Source organism: Streptomyces sp. NPDC051018 (assembly GCF_044456085.1).
GTDB lineage: Bacteria > Actinomycetota > Actinomycetes > Streptomycetales > Streptomycetaceae > Streptomyces.
On sequence record NZ_JBITFN010000004.1, the window covers coordinates 371766 to 389945 of the forward strand.

Annotated in this window: 14 protein-coding genes and 2 pseudogenes; 10 read left to right on the forward strand and 6 right to left on the reverse strand. The window is 70.8% G+C overall.

Features of this window, described 5'->3' with window-relative positions:
* Positions 1–3: 3 nt before the first annotated feature.
* Entirely contained in the window at positions 4–1629 is a 1626-nt protein-coding gene (locus tag ACIBCM_RS10370; protein ID WP_399241575.1) for an AMP-binding protein, read from the forward strand.
* 246 nt (positions 1630–1875) lie between these two features.
* On the opposite strand, the gene ACIBCM_RS10375 is transcribed toward ACIBCM_RS10370, so the two are convergent.
* The 5 genes from ACIBCM_RS10375 to ACIBCM_RS10395 all read right to left on the reverse strand — a co-directional run bounded on the left by ACIBCM_RS10375 (position 1876) and on the right by ACIBCM_RS10395 (position 7071).
* Entirely contained in the window at positions 1876–2382 is a 507-nt protein-coding gene (locus ACIBCM_RS10375) for a GNAT family N-acetyltransferase (protein ID WP_399241576.1), read from the reverse strand.
* Between the two features lie 114 nt (positions 2383–2496).
* Positions 2497–3321, reverse strand: a complete 825-nt coding sequence (locus ACIBCM_RS10380) for a hypothetical protein (protein ID WP_399241577.1) — start codon at positions 3319–3321, stop codon at positions 2497–2499.
* A 349-nt stretch (positions 3322–3670) separates the two neighbouring features.
* The gene (locus tag ACIBCM_RS10385; protein WP_399241578.1) at positions 3671–4363 is read right to left on the reverse strand and encodes an HAD family hydrolase; all 693 of its coding nucleotides are present in this window, start codon (positions 4361–4363) and stop codon (positions 3671–3673) included.
* A gap of 855 nt (positions 4364–5218) precedes the next feature.
* Complete coding sequence (locus tag ACIBCM_RS10390) at positions 5219–6142, reverse strand: UTP--glucose-1-phosphate uridylyltransferase (protein ID WP_399241579.1); 924 nt, start codon at positions 6140–6142, stop codon at positions 5219–5221.
* A 509-nt stretch (positions 6143–6651) separates the two neighbouring features.
* A complete protein-coding gene (locus ACIBCM_RS10395; protein WP_399241580.1) occupies positions 6652–7071 on the reverse strand; it encodes a nuclear transport factor 2 family protein in 420 nt (139 codons plus the stop codon).
* 797 nt (positions 7072–7868) lie between these two features.
* Between ACIBCM_RS10395 and ACIBCM_RS10400 the strand changes: the two are divergent.
* The 8 genes and pseudogenes from ACIBCM_RS10400 to ACIBCM_RS10435 form a co-directional block, all read left to right on the forward strand.
* Positions 7869–8108: pseudogene (locus ACIBCM_RS10400) on the forward strand (hypothetical protein); the annotation flags it as partial.
* Positions 8109–8188: 80 nt separating this feature from the next.
* Positions 8189–8623, forward strand: coding sequence for a helix-turn-helix domain-containing protein (locus ACIBCM_RS10405; protein ID WP_399241581.1), 435 nt, complete (start codon positions 8189–8191; stop codon positions 8621–8623).
* Positions 8624–8822: 199 nt separating this feature from the next.
* Entirely contained in the window at positions 8823–9431 is a 609-nt protein-coding gene (locus ACIBCM_RS10410; RefSeq protein WP_399241582.1) for a hypothetical protein, read from the forward strand.
* Between the two features lie 155 nt (positions 9432–9586).
* Complete coding sequence (locus ACIBCM_RS10415) at positions 9587–10096, forward strand: hypothetical protein (protein ID WP_399241583.1); 510 nt, start codon at positions 9587–9589, stop codon at positions 10094–10096.
* A 177-nt stretch (positions 10097–10273) separates the two neighbouring features.
* Positions 10274–10801, forward strand: a pseudogene (gene uraD / locus ACIBCM_RS10420) (2-oxo-4-hydroxy-4-carboxy-5-ureidoimidazoline decarboxylase); the annotation flags it as partial.
* A 234-nt stretch (positions 10802–11035) separates the two neighbouring features.
* Positions 11036–11434, forward strand: a complete 399-nt coding sequence (gene uraH / locus ACIBCM_RS10425) for a hydroxyisourate hydrolase (RefSeq protein WP_399241584.1) — start codon at positions 11036–11038, stop codon at positions 11432–11434.
* An 8-nt stretch (positions 11435–11442) separates the two neighbouring features.
* Positions 11443–12546 carry a factor-independent urate hydroxylase gene (gene pucL, locus ACIBCM_RS10430; protein ID WP_399241585.1) on the forward strand — a complete coding sequence of 368 codons (1104 nt, stop codon included), beginning with the start codon at positions 11443–11445 and terminating at the stop codon, positions 12544–12546.
* Positions 12547–12731: 185 nt separating this feature from the next.
* Positions 12732–14108 carry an 8-oxoguanine deaminase gene (locus ACIBCM_RS10435; RefSeq protein WP_399241586.1) on the forward strand — a complete coding sequence of 459 codons (1377 nt, stop codon included), beginning with the start codon at positions 12732–12734 and terminating at the stop codon, positions 14106–14108.
* Positions 14109–14498: 390 nt separating this feature from the next.
* Here the strand turns inward: ACIBCM_RS10435 and ACIBCM_RS10440 are convergent, their stop codons facing one another.
* Complete coding sequence (locus ACIBCM_RS10440; RefSeq protein ID WP_399241587.1) at positions 14499–15320, reverse strand: chitosanase; 822 nt, start codon at positions 15318–15320, stop codon at positions 14499–14501.
* 563 nt (positions 15321–15883) lie between these two features.
* Here ACIBCM_RS10440 and ACIBCM_RS10445 point away from each other — a divergent pair.
* Positions 15884–17920, forward strand: coding sequence for a M4 family metallopeptidase (locus ACIBCM_RS10445; protein WP_399241588.1), 2037 nt, complete (start codon positions 15884–15886; stop codon positions 17918–17920).
* Positions 17921–18180 lie beyond the last annotated feature (260 nt).

Here is an 18180-nt window from a genome sequence, read left to right on the forward strand (position 1 = left end):
GAGATGAGCACAGCACTCTCCTACGCGCACGGCACCGGCACGACCGCGCTGCTCGGCGACACCATCGGCCGGAATCTGGACCGGGCGATCGCCGCGTACCCGGACCGTGAGGCGCTCGTCGACGTTCCCACCGGCGCCCGCTGGACGTACGCCCGCTTCGGCGAGGCCGTCGACGAACTCGCCCGCGGCTTCATGGGTATCGGTGTCGCCAAGGGTGACCGCGTCGGCATCTGGGCGGTCAACTGCGCCGAGTGGGTCCTCGTGCAGTACGCCACCGCCCGTATCGGCGCCATCATGGTGAACATCAACCCGGCCTATCGCGCACACGAGTTGGAGTACGTCCTCAACCAGTCCGGGGTCTCCGTGCTGTGCGCCTCGCAGCGGCACCGGACCAGCGACTACCGCGCCCTGGTCGAGCAGGTCCGCGCCGACTGCCCCCAGCTCTCCTCCGTCCACTACATCGAGGACGGCTCCTGGAACATCCTGCTGGACGCGGCCCGTTCGGTCACCCCCGCGCAACTGGCGGCCCGCGAGGCGCAGTTGTCCTGCGACGACCCCGTGAACATCCAGTACACCTCGGGCACCACCGGCTTCCCCAAGGGCGCGACCCTCTCCCACCACAACATCCTCAACAACGGCTATTTCGTGGGGGAGGCGATCGGGTACAGCGAGCAGGACCGGATATGCATACCCGTGCCCTTCTACCACTGCTTCGGCATGGTGATGGGCAATCTCGCGGCCACCTCGCACGGCGCCTGCGTGGTCGTCCCGGCGCGCTCCTTCGACCCGGAGGCCACCCTGCGGGCGGTCGCGGACGAGCGGTGCACCTCGCTGTACGGCGTACCGACGATGTTCATCGCCGAACTGAATCTGCCGGGCTTCGCCTCGTACGATCTCACCTCCCTCCGTACCGGCATCATGGCGGGCTCCCCGTGCCCGGTGGAGGTGATGCGACGGGTCGTCGCCGAGATGCACATGGCTGAGGTGTCGATCTGCTACGGCATGACGGAGACCTCACCCGTCTCCACCCAGACCCGCCGCGACGACGACCTGGGGCGCCGTACCGGCACGGTCGGCCGGGTGCACCCGCATGTCGAGGTCAAGATCACCGACCCGGTCACCGGGGTGACCCTGCCGCGCGGGGAGGCCGGTGAGCTGTGCACCCGTGGCTACGGCGTGATGCTGGGCTACTGGGCGGAGCCCGAGAAGACCGCCGAGGCCATCGACTCCGGCCGCTGGATGCACACCGGCGATCTCGCGGTCATGCGCCCCGACGGCTATGTGCAGATCGTCGGCCGGATCAAGGACATGATCATCAGGGGCGGCGAGAACGTCTACCCCCGGGAGATAGAGGAGTTTCTGTACGGGCATCCCCAGGTCGCGGACGTCCAGGTGGTCGGGGTGCCGGACGAGAAGTACGGGGAGGAGATCCTCGCCTGTGTCATTCCCCGCGATCCGGCCGCCCCGCCGACCCTCGACGACATCGCCGCCTACTGCCGGGACCAGCTCGCGCACTACAAGATCCCGCGCCGGCTGGAGATCCTCGACGACTTCCCGATGACGGTCAGCGGCAAGGTACGGAAGGTGGAGCTCCGGGAACGGTACGGCGCCGGAGAGGACGTGTACTGACTGAATGGAACGTTCACTACAAACGATGACGGGTGGTCCGCACCGGCCGGACACCGGATTGTCCGCACCGGCCGTACGCCGGAGTGGCGGGAGCCGGGGCCGGCGGGGCCGGAGGCAAAGGGAGCCGGCCGGAATCACGACGGGCAGCGCCCGGCCGGTTCCGTCCGCCGGCCGGTGAGGGGGTCCGGCCGCGCGGTGGTAGGGCGGGCCGCCCCGGCGGCGGTCGGTGGGGCGGCCCGGCGGCCGCTACAGCTCCCGGCGCATACAGACCCGTGGCCAGCGGTCCAGGCCGTGCTCCTTCTCCGTGCGCCTGATCTCCCGCAGCCCCTCGGTGAGTTCGGACTCGCCGAGGGTCCGGAAGCCGAGCCGTGTGTAGTACGGCGCGTTCCACGGCACCTCGGCGAATGTCGTCAGGGTGAGCGCGGCCAGCCCGTCCGAGGCGGCGCGGGACGCGAGATGGTCGATCAGGCCGCTGCCCAGCCGCCGGTGGGCGGCGGCCGGATGGACCGAGATCTGCTCGACATGGGCCGCGCCGTCGACGGTGTCATGGATCAGATACGCGAGGGGCGGGCCGTCCCCGTCCACGGACACCCAGGCGCGGCCCGCGCGGCGGTACCCCTCCAGCAGATCGAGCGCCGGGGGCTCGTCGTCGGCGATCTCCGCCATACCGAGGTCACGGAACGGCTCTCCGGCCGCCCTTTCGATGTCCTGGAGGAGAGGCAGCTCGGCGGCTTCGGCCGGTCGTATACGCATACCGGAAGTATCGCCCGTCCCCGGGGTGCCATGGGGCCGGACGCGGGTGCACCGGGCCCGGTGGTACGCCGTGGATCCCCGGGTGTCCGGAGGCTCGGGGGTGCCCGGGTGCGGTCAGGCGCTCGGGCCCTTCGCCACCAGGTCGTCGGCCGTGGCGTTGACCGGCTGGGGACTGCCCGTGAGATCCATGACGAACAGCGGAACGCCCAGCTCGTCCGCGCGGCTCCGGGCATCGTCGGTGTACCCCGCGAGCGCGAAGTAGACGGTGGTCGCGGGCTCGCTCAGACCGTTGAGCCAGAGGCACTCCACATCACGCAGACCGGCGGGCCGGGTCGAGGGCTCGACCTGGGCGATCAGGCCGGGGCCGCGCAGGTCGACGGCGGACGACAGCCGGGTCCCCGGCCGTACGTCGGCCCGGTGGACCTCCTGCTGGACCACCTCGCGGAACCCCAGCCACCGCAGATACAGCTCCGCCGCCGTCACCGCGTCCCGGGTGGTCCTTATGGCGATGGGACGGAAGGAAGGGCGCGGTGTCGCCCCCATGTGCGGCAGCGGAGGGTACGGCGGGCGGGGGAGCACACCGCCCAGAGGTACCGGGCCCGGCGCGGAGCCCTGCGGCGGGGAGCCCTTCGTCAAGGCCCCGGGCCGGCCGTCCGTCGCGGCCGGCCCCGGGGCGCCGACCGGGCGTACGGGGATACGCAGCAGCGCGCCGCAGGGGCAGCCCAGCTCCGGCTGGGGCCAGTAGCCCTCCCGTGCGCAGTGCCGGCAGCGCACCATCACCCAGTCCTCGCTCCAGGTCCGCCGCAGCAGGCGTTCGGGCGGAGCCGTCGCCAGCAGGGGAGGGGCCACGGGCTCGCCGCACTCGCAGGGATAGACCGGTGACGCGTACAGATGGTCGCGCAGACACGACGGGCAGCGCACCGGTACCGCTTCGGCCATCGCCGCACCCCCTGTTACCGCCCTGCTCCTCTTCCGCTGCCGCCCATCGTCCACCAGGTGCCACCGCTTGGGGAGACACTTGGTCCATCGCTTGACTACTTATGGTCCAACTTCCCCCTTCCTTCCGCTGAGGGGGACTCTTCTTCCGTATCGCGGAACGTGGGTGCCGTTCGGTGGTGCGGGAGGGCGTGTACCCGGAAGGGCAGCCGTCCGGGCGGCAGTCCGGATCCGAGGTGAGGAGGCGTCACCCATGCCTTTGGTGCGTGCGGGGCGCGGCTTGGTGCGATCGGTTCCCGGGAGCCGATCGCACCAAGCCGCGCCCCGGTGGGTCGCCCGGCCTGCCGCGGTGCTATCCGCGCGGCGGTGTCCCTCCCGCGACATGGGTGCGTGCCCAGGTGAGCAGGTCGGGGTCGGCCAGAGTGGCGACCCGGAGGTCCGGGGTGTGCCGGCCGTTCAGCCGGGGGCCGACACCCAGGACCTGGAGTCCGGCGCTGCGCGCGGAGGCGATGCCGGTGAGGGAGTCCTCCACCGCCAGGGCCTGCTCCGGCGCGACACCGCAGAGACGGGCCGCGGTGGCGTAGAGGTCGGGCTCGGGTTTGGGCCGCATGGCCTCGCCGGGTACGACGACATGGCCGAAGTGGCGGAGGAGGCCCACTCTGGCCAGGGTGGACTCCACCACCTCCAGCGGGCAGTTGCTGGCCACCGCGAGAGGGAGGTGTCCGGCGACGAGCCGGACCAGTTCGACGGCGCCGGGCATGGTGATCGGGTGGGTCTGGACGAGGGCCATGAAGTGCCTGAGGAGCGAATGGGTCAGCTCGTCGGTGAGTTCGGGTTTTCCCGTCTCCTCGGCCATAAGGCGACCGCATTCGATGTAGTGAACGCCCTGCGCGCGTTCGGTGAAGCCTTCGGCCGGCTTGAGGCCGAATTCGCGGAAGGTCTTCATCCGCGCTTCCTGCCAGTGGCATTCGGAGTCCACCAGAGTGCCGTCGCAGTCGAACACGATGGCTGACGGGGACCAGGAAAGAAAGGCCTGAGCTGTCATTTTCGAGCCGTTCTCGAAGAGGGCGATGCGCCGAGCGGACGGCATCCCCCGGTGGTGGACCGAAGGGCGGGCTCAACCCGACTGCCACGGGTGGGATCGCGAACGGTTTACTGACCTGACAAGGCGGCAGGTGCCTGCTCCCCAGCGGGCCGCCGCGGCGGAGCCGTCTGATGCGGCCGAACGGCTCCGTACAACTGCACAGCCGTTACGGTATTTCCGCGAGCAAAAGGGGCGCAATCACCGCTTCGAGTGTTGACAGAGGGCTCGATTCTGAGTAGTCGCCGACTCGTCGGAAAAACGGTGGCCTGGTGGGAGCCTGATGACGATCCGTCAATTCCCTTTGGAATTATCGTTTATGGCGGATGTGATCTATCGGCCGCCGGGAAGGGGAAAGGTTCATCGCCCCGTTGTGTCCGGTGTGGAGATCACGGGAAATCACCCGGGGGTGGTCATATGAAATGAATGATATGGAGTGGGGTGGCCGGAGCCGGTGGACCGGGGTGCCGAAGGCACCGATCCGGGGCCGGGGCCCACAGGCGTACGGCTCCTGACGCCGTCATCCGACGGGCGTGAGTCCGTACCTTCCGAGGTCCGGTTCCGGCTCCGCCCGTTGAGTCCGGAGAAGCCGGGGCGGCAGCCGCTCCAGTGGAGTGAAGGCTCCGGGGACGCCGGCGGGGAGTGCCGAGGCCACCGCGCGGGCGGACTCGCAGTGCGCGGGGAGGTGGTGGATCGTGTGCCGGTCCGGAGCGGTGGGCGGGCATGGGCCCGTTGGCGGGTTCGCGGACATGCGGCGGCCCCATGGAGGAATCCCGTGGACCGCCGGCTACAGGGGGGCGGCCCACGGGGAGTGCCGGATCAGGCGGTGGTCCCGGCCTCGGGCCGCTCATCGCTGTCCAGCTGCCGGGCGAGCCGCCGCAGGACCGGCCCGTACTCCGGGTGGGCCAGCGCGGAGGCCATCTGCGCCACGAGATAGTCGGCGGGGTTCCCGGTGTCGTACCAGCGTCCGGAGATCACCTGACCGTACACCGCACGGCTGTTGGCGTACGCGTTGATGGCATCCGTCAGATACACCTCGCCGGTCCGGTGCTCGTACCAGCGGCTGGTCTGCTCGCGCAGTTCGTCGATGATGGCGGGGGTGACGACATAGCCGCCGATGGCCGCGTACGTGGAGGGGGCGTCCTCCGGTTTGGGCTTCTCGACCAGGCCGGTGATCCGCAGCAGCCCGCCGTCCAGGTCCTCCTTGACCACGGGGACCCCGTAGCGGTGGGCATCCGTGCGGTCTATCGGCATCAGGGCCAGCACGGGGCAGTTCGTCGTCTCGTAGGCGCGGATCAACTGCTGCGCGCGGGGCACCTCGGCCACGAACACATCGTCGGGCCACAGCACCAGCATGGGCTCGTCGCCGACGTTGCGGGCCGCGTTGAGTACCGGGGTTCCATTGCCGTACGGGCCGTGCTGGTCGAGATAGGTGATGTGACCCCGGTGGGCCAGCTCGGCGACCTCCTCGACCGCGTCCGCGTACGCGGTCTTCCCGTCGGCGCGCAACTGGTCGACCAGGGCCGGGTTGGGGCGGAAGTGGTCCTGGATCAGCGACTTTCCGCCGGAGACGACGATGGTGATGTCCGTGATGCCGGATGTCACCAACTCGCGCACGGTGTGCTCGATCACCGGCTTGTCGCCGACCGGGAGCATTTCCTTGGGGGTGGCCTTGGTCAGGGGCAGGAGGCGGGAGCCGAGTCCGGCGGCGGGGATCACAGCCCTGCGGATCGTCGGGGGCATCAAGTCTCTCTCGGTCGCACGGCGCACCGTACCGGTCGGCCCGGTGCGCTCCGACGCTATCAACGCGCCGGGCCCCGCCGGGCCGGTATCGCCCGGTGTGCACCGGCACCGGGGGAAGGGGGTACTTCGTCACCGCGAAGCGCCGGCCGGTGCCGATCGCCCTCGTACGCCATGGACGCGGTGACGGGAGAGTGCCCCGTGAGCGGGGCGGAGGCAGAGGTGCCAGGGGCGTCGTTGCCGGGCGGAAAGGGACCGGCCGTCCGTGCCGTCCCCGTTCCGGGGCGGGTGTGGTGCCGCGGCCCGGGCGGGCTCTCACCACGGCCGGGGCGGTCTTGGCCCCGGCCGGGTCCGTACGGCCGGGCCCGCCGGTCAGGGCCCGGCCGCAGGGGAACATCAGGCCGGCCGCATCGTCGTCGGCACGGACGGAATCCGGGCGGGAGCCGCGCGGGAGCGGACCGGGCGGACGGCTGGTGCGGGCTCAGGTGCGTCGGCTCACGGCGGGTGCCGGGTTACGGTGCCGGAGCCGCCGCGGTGATATGGCTCAGCACGCACAGCCAGCGTCCATCCCGCCGCACGAAGACATCCGTCGTCCACTCGTCGGCGTCGAAGCGCCGGCCCCCGAAGTGGGCCGTGTTGGTCACACGCGCGGTGAACACGGCGGTGTCCCTGTGCACCTGGACCCTGGGCCGGCTGATGAGGTCCATGGCCGAGTGGGTCAGCTCCCCGGACTCGACGACGGCGAGAAACTGCTCCCTGGTGGTGACACCGGTCTCGGAGACGATGGCCCACTCGTCCGCCATGAAGCTCGCGATGCGGGCGGGGTCGTTGGAGACGATGGCGGCCGCCCAGTCGTTCGCGACGGTGGTGAGCTGTCGGTGAACCGCGTCGTGTTCGGGTCCCCGGGGGATCGGATCGGCACTGTCACCCATGCCATGAGCGTAGCCCGGATCCCGCGCCACGGCCCCGGGGCGGAGCGCCTTCCGCCTGCCCGGCGCCTGCTGCGGCGGAGCACCGGGCAGGGAGCCAGGGGTCACTAGTCGGCATGAACGTCGGCCGACTCGACTGTCCCGGAAGACCGTTGACCCGGCTTCCGCCGGAAGCAGGGCGGTGAAGGGCAGCGACCGGGGCGCGTCGAGGTAGGCCGGCGGGACGATCGCACCCGGGCCAGGACCACCCTGGAGAACGCCCTCACCGTACGCACCCGTGAGGCCTATCCCCAAGGGTGGTCCAGCCAGGCCCGGGAGACCCTGGCCTGGCGCGGCCACGAGCTGGAGTCCGACGATCCGCTCGGCATGGGCATGGGCTCCCAGCACCTCCCCGGGCCCGACCTCCGACTCCGGCACGGCCGACCTGTCCACCTCGCCATGGACCAGCGGGCCGTTCGCGGGCTTCGGTTCCGGCCGCCCCTGGCGGCTGTGCCGTGGCTCTCCCCGGACACACCGGGCCCCGGGGAGAGCATGGTGGCGCCGGCGCCGGGTGTACTGGTCCGTACGTCACTGCCGATCACCGCGGAGGCGTCCGTTAAGGTCGTGCCGGAGCGCTTGGGCCGACCGGCGCGGCGATGACGCCGAGCGTTCACGGTCACCTCGGCCACGCCGGATGAACCGACGTGGCCACTGTGGCCGGGGCGTGCGGCGCACCGGCGGCGGAGAGTGTGCCCCGTATGTGCCCTCCCCGTTGGAGTACGAGAGAACGTGCAGGTCGGACGAGACACCATGGGGGCACCGTGCGTTTGAGAGTGGAGTTCACGACCGAGCCCTTCGATCTGGACGAGACGCCCGCCCATGCGGTGGTCGCCCGTGAGGTGGTGCGGTCGGCCGGGCTGGACGGCGTGGACGTCGGGCCGTTCGGCAATACGGCGGAGGGCGGTACCGACGCCGTACTCACCGCCGTGGACGCGCTGCTGCGGCGCACCCTGGAAGCCGGGGCCACCCGGATCTCCCTCCAGGTGAGCCTGATCGGGGAGACCACGGCGACCGCCGAGACCGCGAGGGCCGCAGGGAGCACAGGGGCCACCGGGATCGCCGGGGCCGATGGGACGGACCGGTGACCCGGCCCGACGACACCCCGCCCTCCGTGACGGAGCACCCGCTGACGCATGCCGTCAAGCCGCTGGTCGACGCGATGGGTGGCGAGATCGTGGGCCTCGCGCAGGCGGATACCGACGATGTGGTCCTGGCCTGGGAGGGCGAGGACGTGCTCGCCGTACGCCTGCCGCTGCTGTCCGAGTCGCTGGACCGTATTCTCGCCGCCCTGGAACGCACACACGGCAAGCCCCTGCCGGAGCTGGACCGCAGAACGAAGCAGCGGGTCGTACGGAATCTGGAGGCGCGCGGCGCGTTCTCCGTACGGCACGGAGTGGAGACCGTCGCGGGGGCGCTGGGCGTCAGCCGCTTCACCGTCTACAACTACATCAACTACGCCAGTGAGCGGCGGGCCAGGGCGCGCGGGGGCGAGGAGCGGACGCGTCGGGACGACTGAGGCGCGGCAGAACGACCGGGGCGGGGCAGGCTGCCGACGCAGTGCGGGGCGGCGCACCCGGCCTGGCGGCTCCCGGGCCGCGGAACGGCGCACCCGGTCTCGCGGCCCCGGGCCGCACTCATCGCCGCCGTCACCCGATGACTCCGGGCTGCCCCAGGCGCAGGGCACGGCTTGCCCGGGCTTCGATAGCCTCGCTCGTGTGACCGACGAAGCAACCCGGTGGAGCCGGTTCGCCGCCCTGCTGTCACCGGACCGGGCCCAGGAGGTCATGGACTGCCGGGCGATCGGGGAGCAGGAGGCCGGGCTGGACCTGCTCGTTGGGGGGCTGCTTGCGGACGGGGTCGCGATCAGTGAGACGACGCGGGCCGAGATCGCCGTGGCGTCCGAGCTCTGGGGCGTGTGGCCCGCGCTGGAACCGGACATCCGCCGTTGCCGGAGCCAGGAGCAGGACCGGAGCCGGGGTCGGGAGCAGGACCGGAGCCGGGGTCGGGACGAGGTGTCGCTGAGACTGATCGAGCCGTCCGGTACGGCTCCCCTGGACGGAAGCGCCATCGGTCCTCAGGCCGCACTGGCCGGCCTGTCCGTCGTCCCGTGGATCGTCTGCGACCGCTGCGGACATACGCTCGGGCGCGCGTGCATCCGGGAACCGTGGGGCGAGCTGTCGTTCATGGCGCAGAGCTACGTCCTGTACTTTCCCGGCCGGAGGGCCTCGACGACGCTGTTCGACACCGCGGCGGCCTGGAGCGCTGTGGACACCGTGCGCCTCTCCTGCGGCCGGGCGTCATCGCCCCGGCCCACCGCCGGGTAGGGCGCCCCGCGCTCAGTAGATCGAGTGGTTTGCCCCGACCGGACTTGAGCCTGTTCCGGCGGGCGGGTAGTTCGCCTCTGGAACCACCAGGGAAAGCGCGCCCGCGGGGCCGTGCCCCTGACACCCTCCCCTGCTCCCACGCGAAGGTGATCACCGTGTCCAGCGCTCAGCCGCCGAGTTTCCGCGCCATCATGAACCAGCTGTCCGACACCTGGTTCCACACCCCGTGGTCGGCCTCGGAGGTGAGCTTCGACGAGGGTGTGTACCGCGGTGTGTTCGACATCGGCGCGGCGGCAGGGATGGACACGCGTACTTCCTACCGCCCGGTCCTGCACGCCCCGGTCCTGGCGGCGATCGTCTCCTACCAGGCACTCGCCTCCCTGCTGTTCGCCTACACCAACGGCCACCACCCCACGCTGGCCGCCCTCCCGCGCGTGGACATGGACGAGGCGAGGAGGCGTATCCAGGTCACCTCGCTCCGGTTCTCGCTGTCCCGGCCGGTCTTCGAGAGCCGCGTACCCCTCAGGCTCACCTTCGACCGGATCACCGACAGATGGGACAGCCACCGCATGGCCTTCCTCGGGGGAACCGTCGATGTCGCCGACGGCAAGCACACCGCGAAGCTCCAGGGCTGCTTCAACTTCCGGGACGCCGTCGACGCCTGACCGGCCGCCGCCCCGCCGCTCGGCGTAGGCGTCTGCCTGAATGGCGCACGGCGGCCGGGATGGAGGGGGGGCGGGCCCTCGGAGCAACTTTTCAACAAAGTGTTGACGCGATGTTGTCGAGCGCGTTAGCTATGCGCAGCCGTTCGACGCACAGCCGAAGCAGCCACGGAGGTTCCCGTGCCGTCGAGACCACAGCGCGTTACGGGGAAGGCGCCCGAGCCCTCCCCGGGTCTCGCCCGGTTCAACACCGCGTCCGAAGGGGACGCGATCGCAGCGCTCCACGAGGTGTGCGCCAGTTCGGCGTGGGGGAGCGCACTGCTCGCCCGGCGCCCGTACGCCACCACCGGAGCCCTTCTCGCCGCGGCTGACGCGGCCCTGGCCGGGCTCACGGAGACGGATCTGGCCGAGGCGATGGCGGGGCATCCGCCAATCGGGCGCCCGGGGCCCGGGGACGCGGTGTCGTCCCGGGAGCAGCGCGGGATGGCGACGGCCTCCGACGCCCTCAGGGCGGAGATGCTGGAACTGAACCTGGCGTACCAGGACAGGTTCGGCCATGTCTTTCTGATCTGCGCCGCCGGGCTGAGCGGGGAGCGGATGCGGGACGCCCTCCGGGACCGGATCGGCAGTACGCGGGAGCGGGAGCGGGAGAACGTCCGCACCGAACTGGGGAAGATCAACCGCATCCGGCTCACTCGTCTGGCCGAAGGCACCCGCGAGAACGAGTTCACCCAAGACCCCGAGGAGACGGAAGAGAGGAAAGGGACGGACAGGACGAACGGGACGGACAGCGGGGAAGGGGAGGTGGGAACGGCGGGTCCCCGGGGCGCCTGAGGGGTCCTGGGGCCGAACAGCCCCGGCGCCCGCCGATGCGCCGGGGACCCGGGTCCCCGGGGACGGCGACCGGGACCGATCGACGCAGCCCGTGGAGGAGAACAGCGCATGAGTACGGAAGCCACCGCGTCGGTGTCCACCCACATCCTGGACACCGGCACCGGACGCCCCGCGGCCGGAGTCGCCGTCTCCCTGTCGGCCCGCAGCGGGCCCGGCGCCGAATGGACGCGCCTCGGCGGCTTCACGACCGACGCGGACGGGCGCTGCCGGGATCTGCCGGTCCTGCCTGAGGGCACCACCGGGGTACGACTCGTCTTCGGGACCGAGGAGTACTTCCTGACCCGGCGAGCCGAGGCACGGCAGGACGCCTCCGCGAACCGGGACGGCGGGGACGGCCCGGTGTTCTTCCCGGAGGTGGCGGTCGCCTTCGCCGTCGTACCGGGCGAGCACTACCACGTACCGCTGCTGCTCAACCCGTTCGGCTACTCCGTTTACCGAGGGAGCTAGCAGATCTCATGACAGCCGATTCCCGCCCCGACCGGCCGGGCAACTCCGACCGGCCGACGAACGCTGACCACTCGGCGAACTCCGACCGCCCCCGGAACCCCGGCCACCCGACGAAGCCTGACCGCCCCCGGAACCCCGGCCACCGCCCGGCCCCCGGGGACCGCCCGGCTGCTGCGAACCGCCCCGACCGCCCGGCGGTTCTCGGGCAGAACCAGTACGGCAAGGCCGAGAACCGCGTCGTGCGCATCACCCGTGACGGTCACACCCACCACATCAAGGACCTGAACGTCTCCGTCGCCCTCTCCGGGGACATGGAGGAGGTCCACCACCACGGCTCCAACGCCAACGTCCTGCCGACCGACACCACGAAGAACACGGTGTTCGCGTTCGCCAAGGCGCATGGAATCGCGTCCGCCGAGGAGTTCGGCATCCATCTGGCACGTCATTTCGTATCGTCGCAGGAGCCGATCCACCGGGCCCGTATCCGTATCGAGGAGTACGCGTGGGAGCGCATCACCACCTCCGGCGGCGACCGGGGGGCCGGAGCCGGCGGCGAACCCGGCCACTCCTTCATACGCAAGGGTCAGGAGACCCGCGTCTGCCAGATCACCTACGACGGTGACACCTGGCAGGTGGTCTCCGGGCTCAAGGGCCTCACGGTGCTGAACTCCACGGACTCCGAGTTCTGGGGCTATCGCAAGGACACGTACACGACGCTCAAGGAGGCCTACGACCGGGTACTCGCCACCGATGTGTCCGCGTGGTGGCGCTACGGCTGGACCTCGGACGAGGACCCCGTGCCCGACTGGGACACCTCGTACGAGCAGACGCGGACACACATCCTCCGGGCGTTCGCCGAGACGTACTCCCTCTCTCTGCAGCAGACCCTCTGGCACATGGGGTCCCGGGTGATCGAGCACCGGGACGAGATCGACGAGATCCGATTCTCGCTGCCCAACAACCATCACTTCCTGGTGGATCTGGAGCCGTTCGGGCTCGACAACGACAACGAGGTGTACGTAGCGGCCGACCGGCCCTACGGGCTGATCGAGGCCACCATCCTGAGGGAGGACGCCGAGCCGCAGATCCCGGTCGATCTCACCAACCTCTGAGCTGCTCCCCACCCGCACCCGACCGTACGGAACCCCACAGCACGAGCCCGACTGTGCGAGCCCGACTGTGTGAGACCGACTGTGTGAGCCCCACCGTGTGAGACCGGCCGTGCGAACCGGTCGGGACCGACCCGGTCGCCCCGAGCCCCGAAGCGGACGCCGAGCAAGGAAACGAGGATCCCCGAATGGCGGCTTCGCGCATCGTCATCGAGAACTGTGCCGTCGCGACCGTGGACGCGCAGGACACCGAGTACGCCTCCGGCCATCTCGTCGTCGCGGACAACCGGATCGAGTCGGTGGGCGCGGGTCCGGCGCCCGAGGGGCTGGAGAAGGTGGTCCGCCGGATCGACGGCACCGGCCATCTCGCCACCCCCGGCCTGGTCAACACCCACCACCACTTCTACCAGTGGATCACCAGGGGAGTCGCCACCGACCACAATCTCTTCGACTGGCTGGTCGCGCTGTACCCGGTCTGGGCGCGGATCGACGAGCCGATGGTCCGCGCGGCGGCCCGGGGCTCCCTCGCCATGATGGCCCGCGGCGGGGTCACCACCGCGATGGACCATCACTACGTCTATCCCCGGGGTGCCGGGGATCTCTCCGGCGCGATCATCGGCGCGGCGAACGAGACGGGGGTGCGCCTCACCCTGGCCCGGGGCTCCATGGACAGGGGGCGGTCGGACGGGGGACTGCCCCCGGACTTCGCGGTCGAATCCCTCGACGACGCGCTGGCGCACACCGAGGAGACCGTCGACAAGTACCACGACACATCGTTCGACGCGATGACCCGGATCGCGGTGGCGCCCTGCTCGCCCTTCTCCGTATCCACCGAACTGCTCCGCCAGGGAGCCGAACTGGCACGGCGCAAGGGGGTGCGGCTGCATACGCACGGCTCGGAGACGGTGGAGGAGGAGCAGTTCTGCAAGGAGCAGTTCGGCGTGGGTCCCACCGAGTACTTCGAGTCGACGGGCTGGCTCGGCGACGATGTCTGGATGGCGCACTGCGTCCATATGAACGACACGGACATCGCCGCCTTCGCCCGTACGGGAACGGGCGTCGCGCACTGTCCGTCGTCCAACGCCCGGCTCGCGGCGGGGATCGCCAGGGTGCCCGACATGCTGGAGGCGGGCGTCCCCGTCGGCCTCGGCGTCGACGGAACCGCCTCCAACGAGTCGGGGGAACTCCACACCGAACTGCGCAACGCGCTCCTCATCAACCGCCTCGGCGCCCGCCGTGAGCTCGCCCTGACCGCCCGCCAGGCGCTGCGGCTGGGGACGTACGGAGGAGCGCGGGTGCTCGGCCGGGCCGGGGAGATCGGTTCCCTGGAGGCGGGCAAGCTCGCCGACCTGGTGCTGTGGAAGATGGACACCCTGGCCCACGCCTCCATCGCCGACCCGGTGGCGGCCCTGGTTCTCGGCGCGGCGGCTCCCGTAACGCTGTCCCTGGTGGGCGGCAGAACCGTCGTCGAGGACAACCGTCTGACGACGGTGGACGAGGAGGCGATCGCGCACGCCACCCGGGTGGAGGCCCGGCGGCTCGCGCGGATCGCTGCGGGGGACTGAGCGGGCCGTAGCGGCCACCGCGACGGAACGGTTCGGCGCGGGCGCCCATGGAAGCGCCGGACCGCTGAATCTCTGGATCGCCGGATTGCCGACCGCCGGAACCGCCGGCTCATCGGCGAGGCCCCGGCGCCGGAGTTCCACCACGCCTTTCCCCGGGACATGCTCGTCGTCCTCGGAACCGTCGAGCCGGAAGCCGGCGGACCCGTATCCGCACCGACCCGGGCGACGCCCTGAGGGCGGTGATGTCGTGGGGGCACGTACGGCGGCGGAGACGTAAGGGGGGCCCGCGGGTGTACGGGACCGTACAGTGCGCCGGGGGGCATGGCCGTAGGCAGGGCGCGTACCCAGTGGCGAGGTACGCGCCCTGCTCTTCCCCCTCGGTGGTGGACCTCAGTCGAGATGGAAGCTGTCGCCGTAGACCTTCCAGTCCAGCGGTGTGGTGAGGTCGAGGTTGCCGTTCCGGACGAACACCCGCTGGGCCGTGTCGACGCGACTGGTGTCGCTGTGGGCCGTCTCCTGCTTCATCGCCCAGACCCGGGCGTCGAGGAAGGCGTTGAGATACGTCCTCTCGTCGCCGCCCCGGGCCGGTGGCCTGGCCTTGGCGAGCGCCTTCGTACGGATGGCGCCGAAGCTGGTCGGGTCCGTACCGCCGCCGTGCATCACGAGGGCGTCGTAATAGATGAACTGGCCGAGCGCGCCGACGCCGTCGCTCTTGCCCCGGCTGACGGCCGGGTCGAAGTACACCCGGTCGCGCTCGTGGTTCTGCGCCTTCCTGAACTCGGGGTCCCGGGCCGCCTTCACCCAGTCGCCGGGGAAGTGGGGGTCGAGCCCGGCGTGTGAGTCCGTGCCGTCGACCTGCCGGAGCGCGGGAAGGTATCGCGCCAGTACGTTGCCGGGCTTGCGCCGGGTGTACCGCTCGACCAGCTCCAGCATGTCGCCCGTTCCGGAGCAGAATCCGATGATCCCGGCGGTGTAGCCGCGCCGGTCACCGATGTCCTCGATGTAGGTGTACTGCGCTTTCCAGTCCAGCGACGAGTTCTCCGCACTGGACACCAGCTTCATCGCGATGTCCTTCTTCGCCGGGTCGTCGAGCCCGGCGGCGGCGCGTGCCTGCGCGCCGGACCGCTGACCGGCCGATCCGCCAGCCGGCTGCCCGCCGCCGGACGAGGCACCGGTCCCGTACGCCGTGGCGGACACGGTGATCAGTGTCACGCCGAGGAGCAGTAAATGAGGGACGAACCGGGCGGCCGGACGTCGAGCGCGCCTGTGGGGGGCGGGCACCTTGCCTCCAGAGTGTGGGGTGGGGAGGTGCTCTATTAGGAAGCTTTCCTATCAGAGTGGGGATCTACCGAACACCCATGTTTACGCAAAGAAGTTGAAGCGAGACCGCATGGTCGTGGTCGTCCCCGGAAGCGGCTCGCCGGGACGTCCAGCGAATTCCGCTTCATTCCCTGGTGAGGGGTGAACTACCGTCGGTCAGGGTTCAGTTGATGCTCAATCAGCCAGTTGACGGGATTCCGCTTCTGGGTTGGGTGAGGGAAATCGGCCAACCTTTGTCCTGCTCCTGACACGCCAGGGCGCGCGGTGGCACTCTGACTCCCGGTCGGCGCCCTCCACCCCCCCCTCAGGCTCTCCCGTGACCGCCGCCCGGCACTCCGGTCCGCCGGAATCGTTTCCCTGAACCATCGTCACAGGGCCCCCGGCGAGCGACCGTTCGCTGTCCGGCCCCCAGTCGGCCATGCCCCCGGCAGACCGGCCAGCGAAGGAGCCACACGTTGAGTCCCACCTCTCCCAAAGCCGTCGGCAGACGCGCCCGGACCGCGACGGCCCTGGTGGCCGCGGGCGTCGTCGTCGCTGTCGGTGTGCAGGTCTCGGCCGATGCGACGACCCCCGCGCCCTCCGGAGTCCCGGCCGCTTCCCGGGCCATCCTCGGCGTTCTTCCGGCCGGTTCGGACGGTACCCCGGTCGATCCGGGCGCGCTGCCCGCCGCGACCACCCCGCAGGAGAGGACCGCCCTGATCCGGAAGGCGGAGAGGCGGCGCATCCGCACCGCCCGGGAGATCGGGCTCGGCCCCGGGACCGAGCTGAGGGTCAAGGACGTCGTCGAGAACCGCGACGGCACCACCCACACCCGGTACGAACAGGTCCACCGGGGCCTGCCCGTGCTCGGCGGGCAGCTCATCGTCCACCGGGGCCCGGACGGAGCGGTCGACAACGTCGACAGGGCGACCAGGGCGACCAGGGCCGGCTTCGCCGCCGTGGCCACCACCGCGCCCGTCACCAAGAAGCCGAAGGCCGCCACGGCCAAGGGCTCCAGGGCACCGCGCACCGTGATCTGGGCCGGGGGCGACAAGCCCGTGCTCGCCTGGGAGCGGGTCGTCGGCGGTATCCGGAAGGACGGCACTCCGAACGAACTGCACATCGTCACCGACGCGCTGACCGGCAAGAAGCTGTCCGAGTTCCAGGGCGTGCAGACGGGCAGCGGCCACAGTCAGTACAGCGGTACGGTCCGGATCGGCACCGCGGGCTCGCCCGGCTCGTACACCCTGACCGACACCGCGCGCGGCGGACACACCACGGTCGACGCCCGCACCGGGGCCCTGTTCAAGGACACGGACGACACCTGGGGCGACGGTACGCCCGCGAACCCCCAGACCGCCGCTGTGGACGCCCACTACGGTGCCGCGCTCACCTGGGACTACTTCAAGAACGTCCATGGGCGCAACGGCATCCGGGGGGACGGGGTCGGCGCCTCCAGCAGGGTCCACTACGGCAACGGCTATGTGAACGCGTTCTGGAACGACACCTGCTTCTGCATGACCTACGGCGACGGTGTGAACAACCGGTCACCCCTGACCGCCGTCGACGTCGCTGCCCACGAGATGACCCACGGCGTCACCTCCCACACCGCCGGACTCGTCTACGACGCCTATGACGCGGGGGGTCTCAACGAGGCCACCTCGGACATCTTCGCCACCGCCGTCGAGTTCTACGCGGGCAACGCGACCGACCCCGCGGACTATCTGACGGGCGAGAAGATCGACATCAACGGCGACGGCACACCCCTGCGTTACATGGACGAACCCAGCAAGGACGGGGGGTCCATGGACAACTGGCGCGCGAGCCTCGGCGTCCTCGACCCCCACTACTCCTCGGGCATAGCCAACCACTTCTTCTATCTGCTGTCCGAGGGCGGCGGTGCGAAGACGGTCAACGGCGTCCGGTACAACAGCCCGACCTTCGACAATCTGCCGGTGCCCGCGATAGGCATCGGGAAGGCCGAGAAGATCTGGTTCAAGGCGCTCACCGAGAAGATGCTCCCCAACGAGACCTTCGCCGCCGCCCGTCAGCACACCCTGGAGGCGGCGGGCGAGCTGTACGGAGCGAACAGCCCCGAACAGAAGGCCGTCGGCCACGCCTGGGCCGCCGTCAACGTCGGCACGCGGCCGGACGGGCCCTGGCCGAGCGGTCCGTCGTTCGAGAACAGGACCCGGCTCAGCGTCCCGGATCTCGGCCGTGCCGTCGTCTCGCCCGTCACGGTCACGGGAGTGAGCGGCAACGCGCCCACCTCGGTCAGGGTCACCGTCGACATCAAGCATCCGTTCCGGGGTGATCTGGACATCGCCCTCGTCGCGCCCGACGGGACCGTCTACCAGCTGAAGACCTTCACCGCGGACGGCACCGTCGATCTGAAGGACACCTTCGCCGTCAACGCCTCGGCCGAAGTCGCCAACGGCACCTGGAAGCTCCAGGTCCGGGACGCCTATCCGGGGAACACCGGGTTCCTCGACAGCTGGAAGCTCACGTTCTGACGGCATGGCGGGCGGGCCGGCCGGCGTAGATGCGTACGGCTGGTGGCGTGCGGGGGACCCGGCGGGCGTGCGGGTTCCCTCCCGGCACCAGCCCCGTCGGCACGAGCCTTGCCGGGCACCCGCCCCGCCGGGCACCTGCCCCCGGGCAGCTGAGCCGTCGGCCGGGGGACGGCCGGCCGGGCGGTCGCCGCCCGAGCAGGGGCGCCCTTGGCCACGGCGCCCATGGCCGGGTGTGCGTCGGCCCCCGGCTCCGGCGGGCA

Bases quoted from the DNA above. Each gene is read 5' to 3' on its own strand.
- ACIBCM_RS10370 (WP_399241575.1), top strand. From the start codon at position 4: ATGAGCACAGCACTCTCCTACGCGCACGGCACCGGCACGACCGCGCTG.
- ACIBCM_RS10385 (WP_399241578.1), bottom strand. From the start codon at position 4,363: ATGACAGCTCAGGCCTTTCTTTCCTGGTCCCCGTCAGCCATCGTGTTC.
- ACIBCM_RS10380 (WP_399241577.1), bottom strand. From the start codon at position 3,321: ATGGCCGAAGCGGTACCGGTGCGCTGCCCGTCGTGTCTGCGCGACCAT.
- ACIBCM_RS10375 (WP_399241576.1), bottom strand. From the start codon at position 2,382: ATGCGTATACGACCGGCCGAAGCCGCCGAGCTGCCTCTCCTCCAGGAC.
- pucL (WP_399241585.1), top strand. From the start codon at position 11,443: ATGACAGCCGATTCCCGCCCCGACCGGCCGGGCAACTCCGACCGGCCG.
- ACIBCM_RS10435 (WP_399241586.1), top strand. From the start codon at position 12,732: ATGGCGGCTTCGCGCATCGTCATCGAGAACTGTGCCGTCGCGACCGTG.
- ACIBCM_RS10395 (WP_399241580.1), bottom strand. From the start codon at position 7,071: ATGGGTGACAGTGCCGATCCGATCCCCCGGGGACCCGAACACGACGCG.
- uraH (WP_399241584.1), top strand. From the start codon at position 11,036: ATGAGTACGGAAGCCACCGCGTCGGTGTCCACCCACATCCTGGACACC.
- ACIBCM_RS10390 (WP_399241579.1), bottom strand. From the start codon at position 6,142: ATGCCCCCGACGATCCGCAGGGCTGTGATCCCCGCCGCCGGACTCGGC.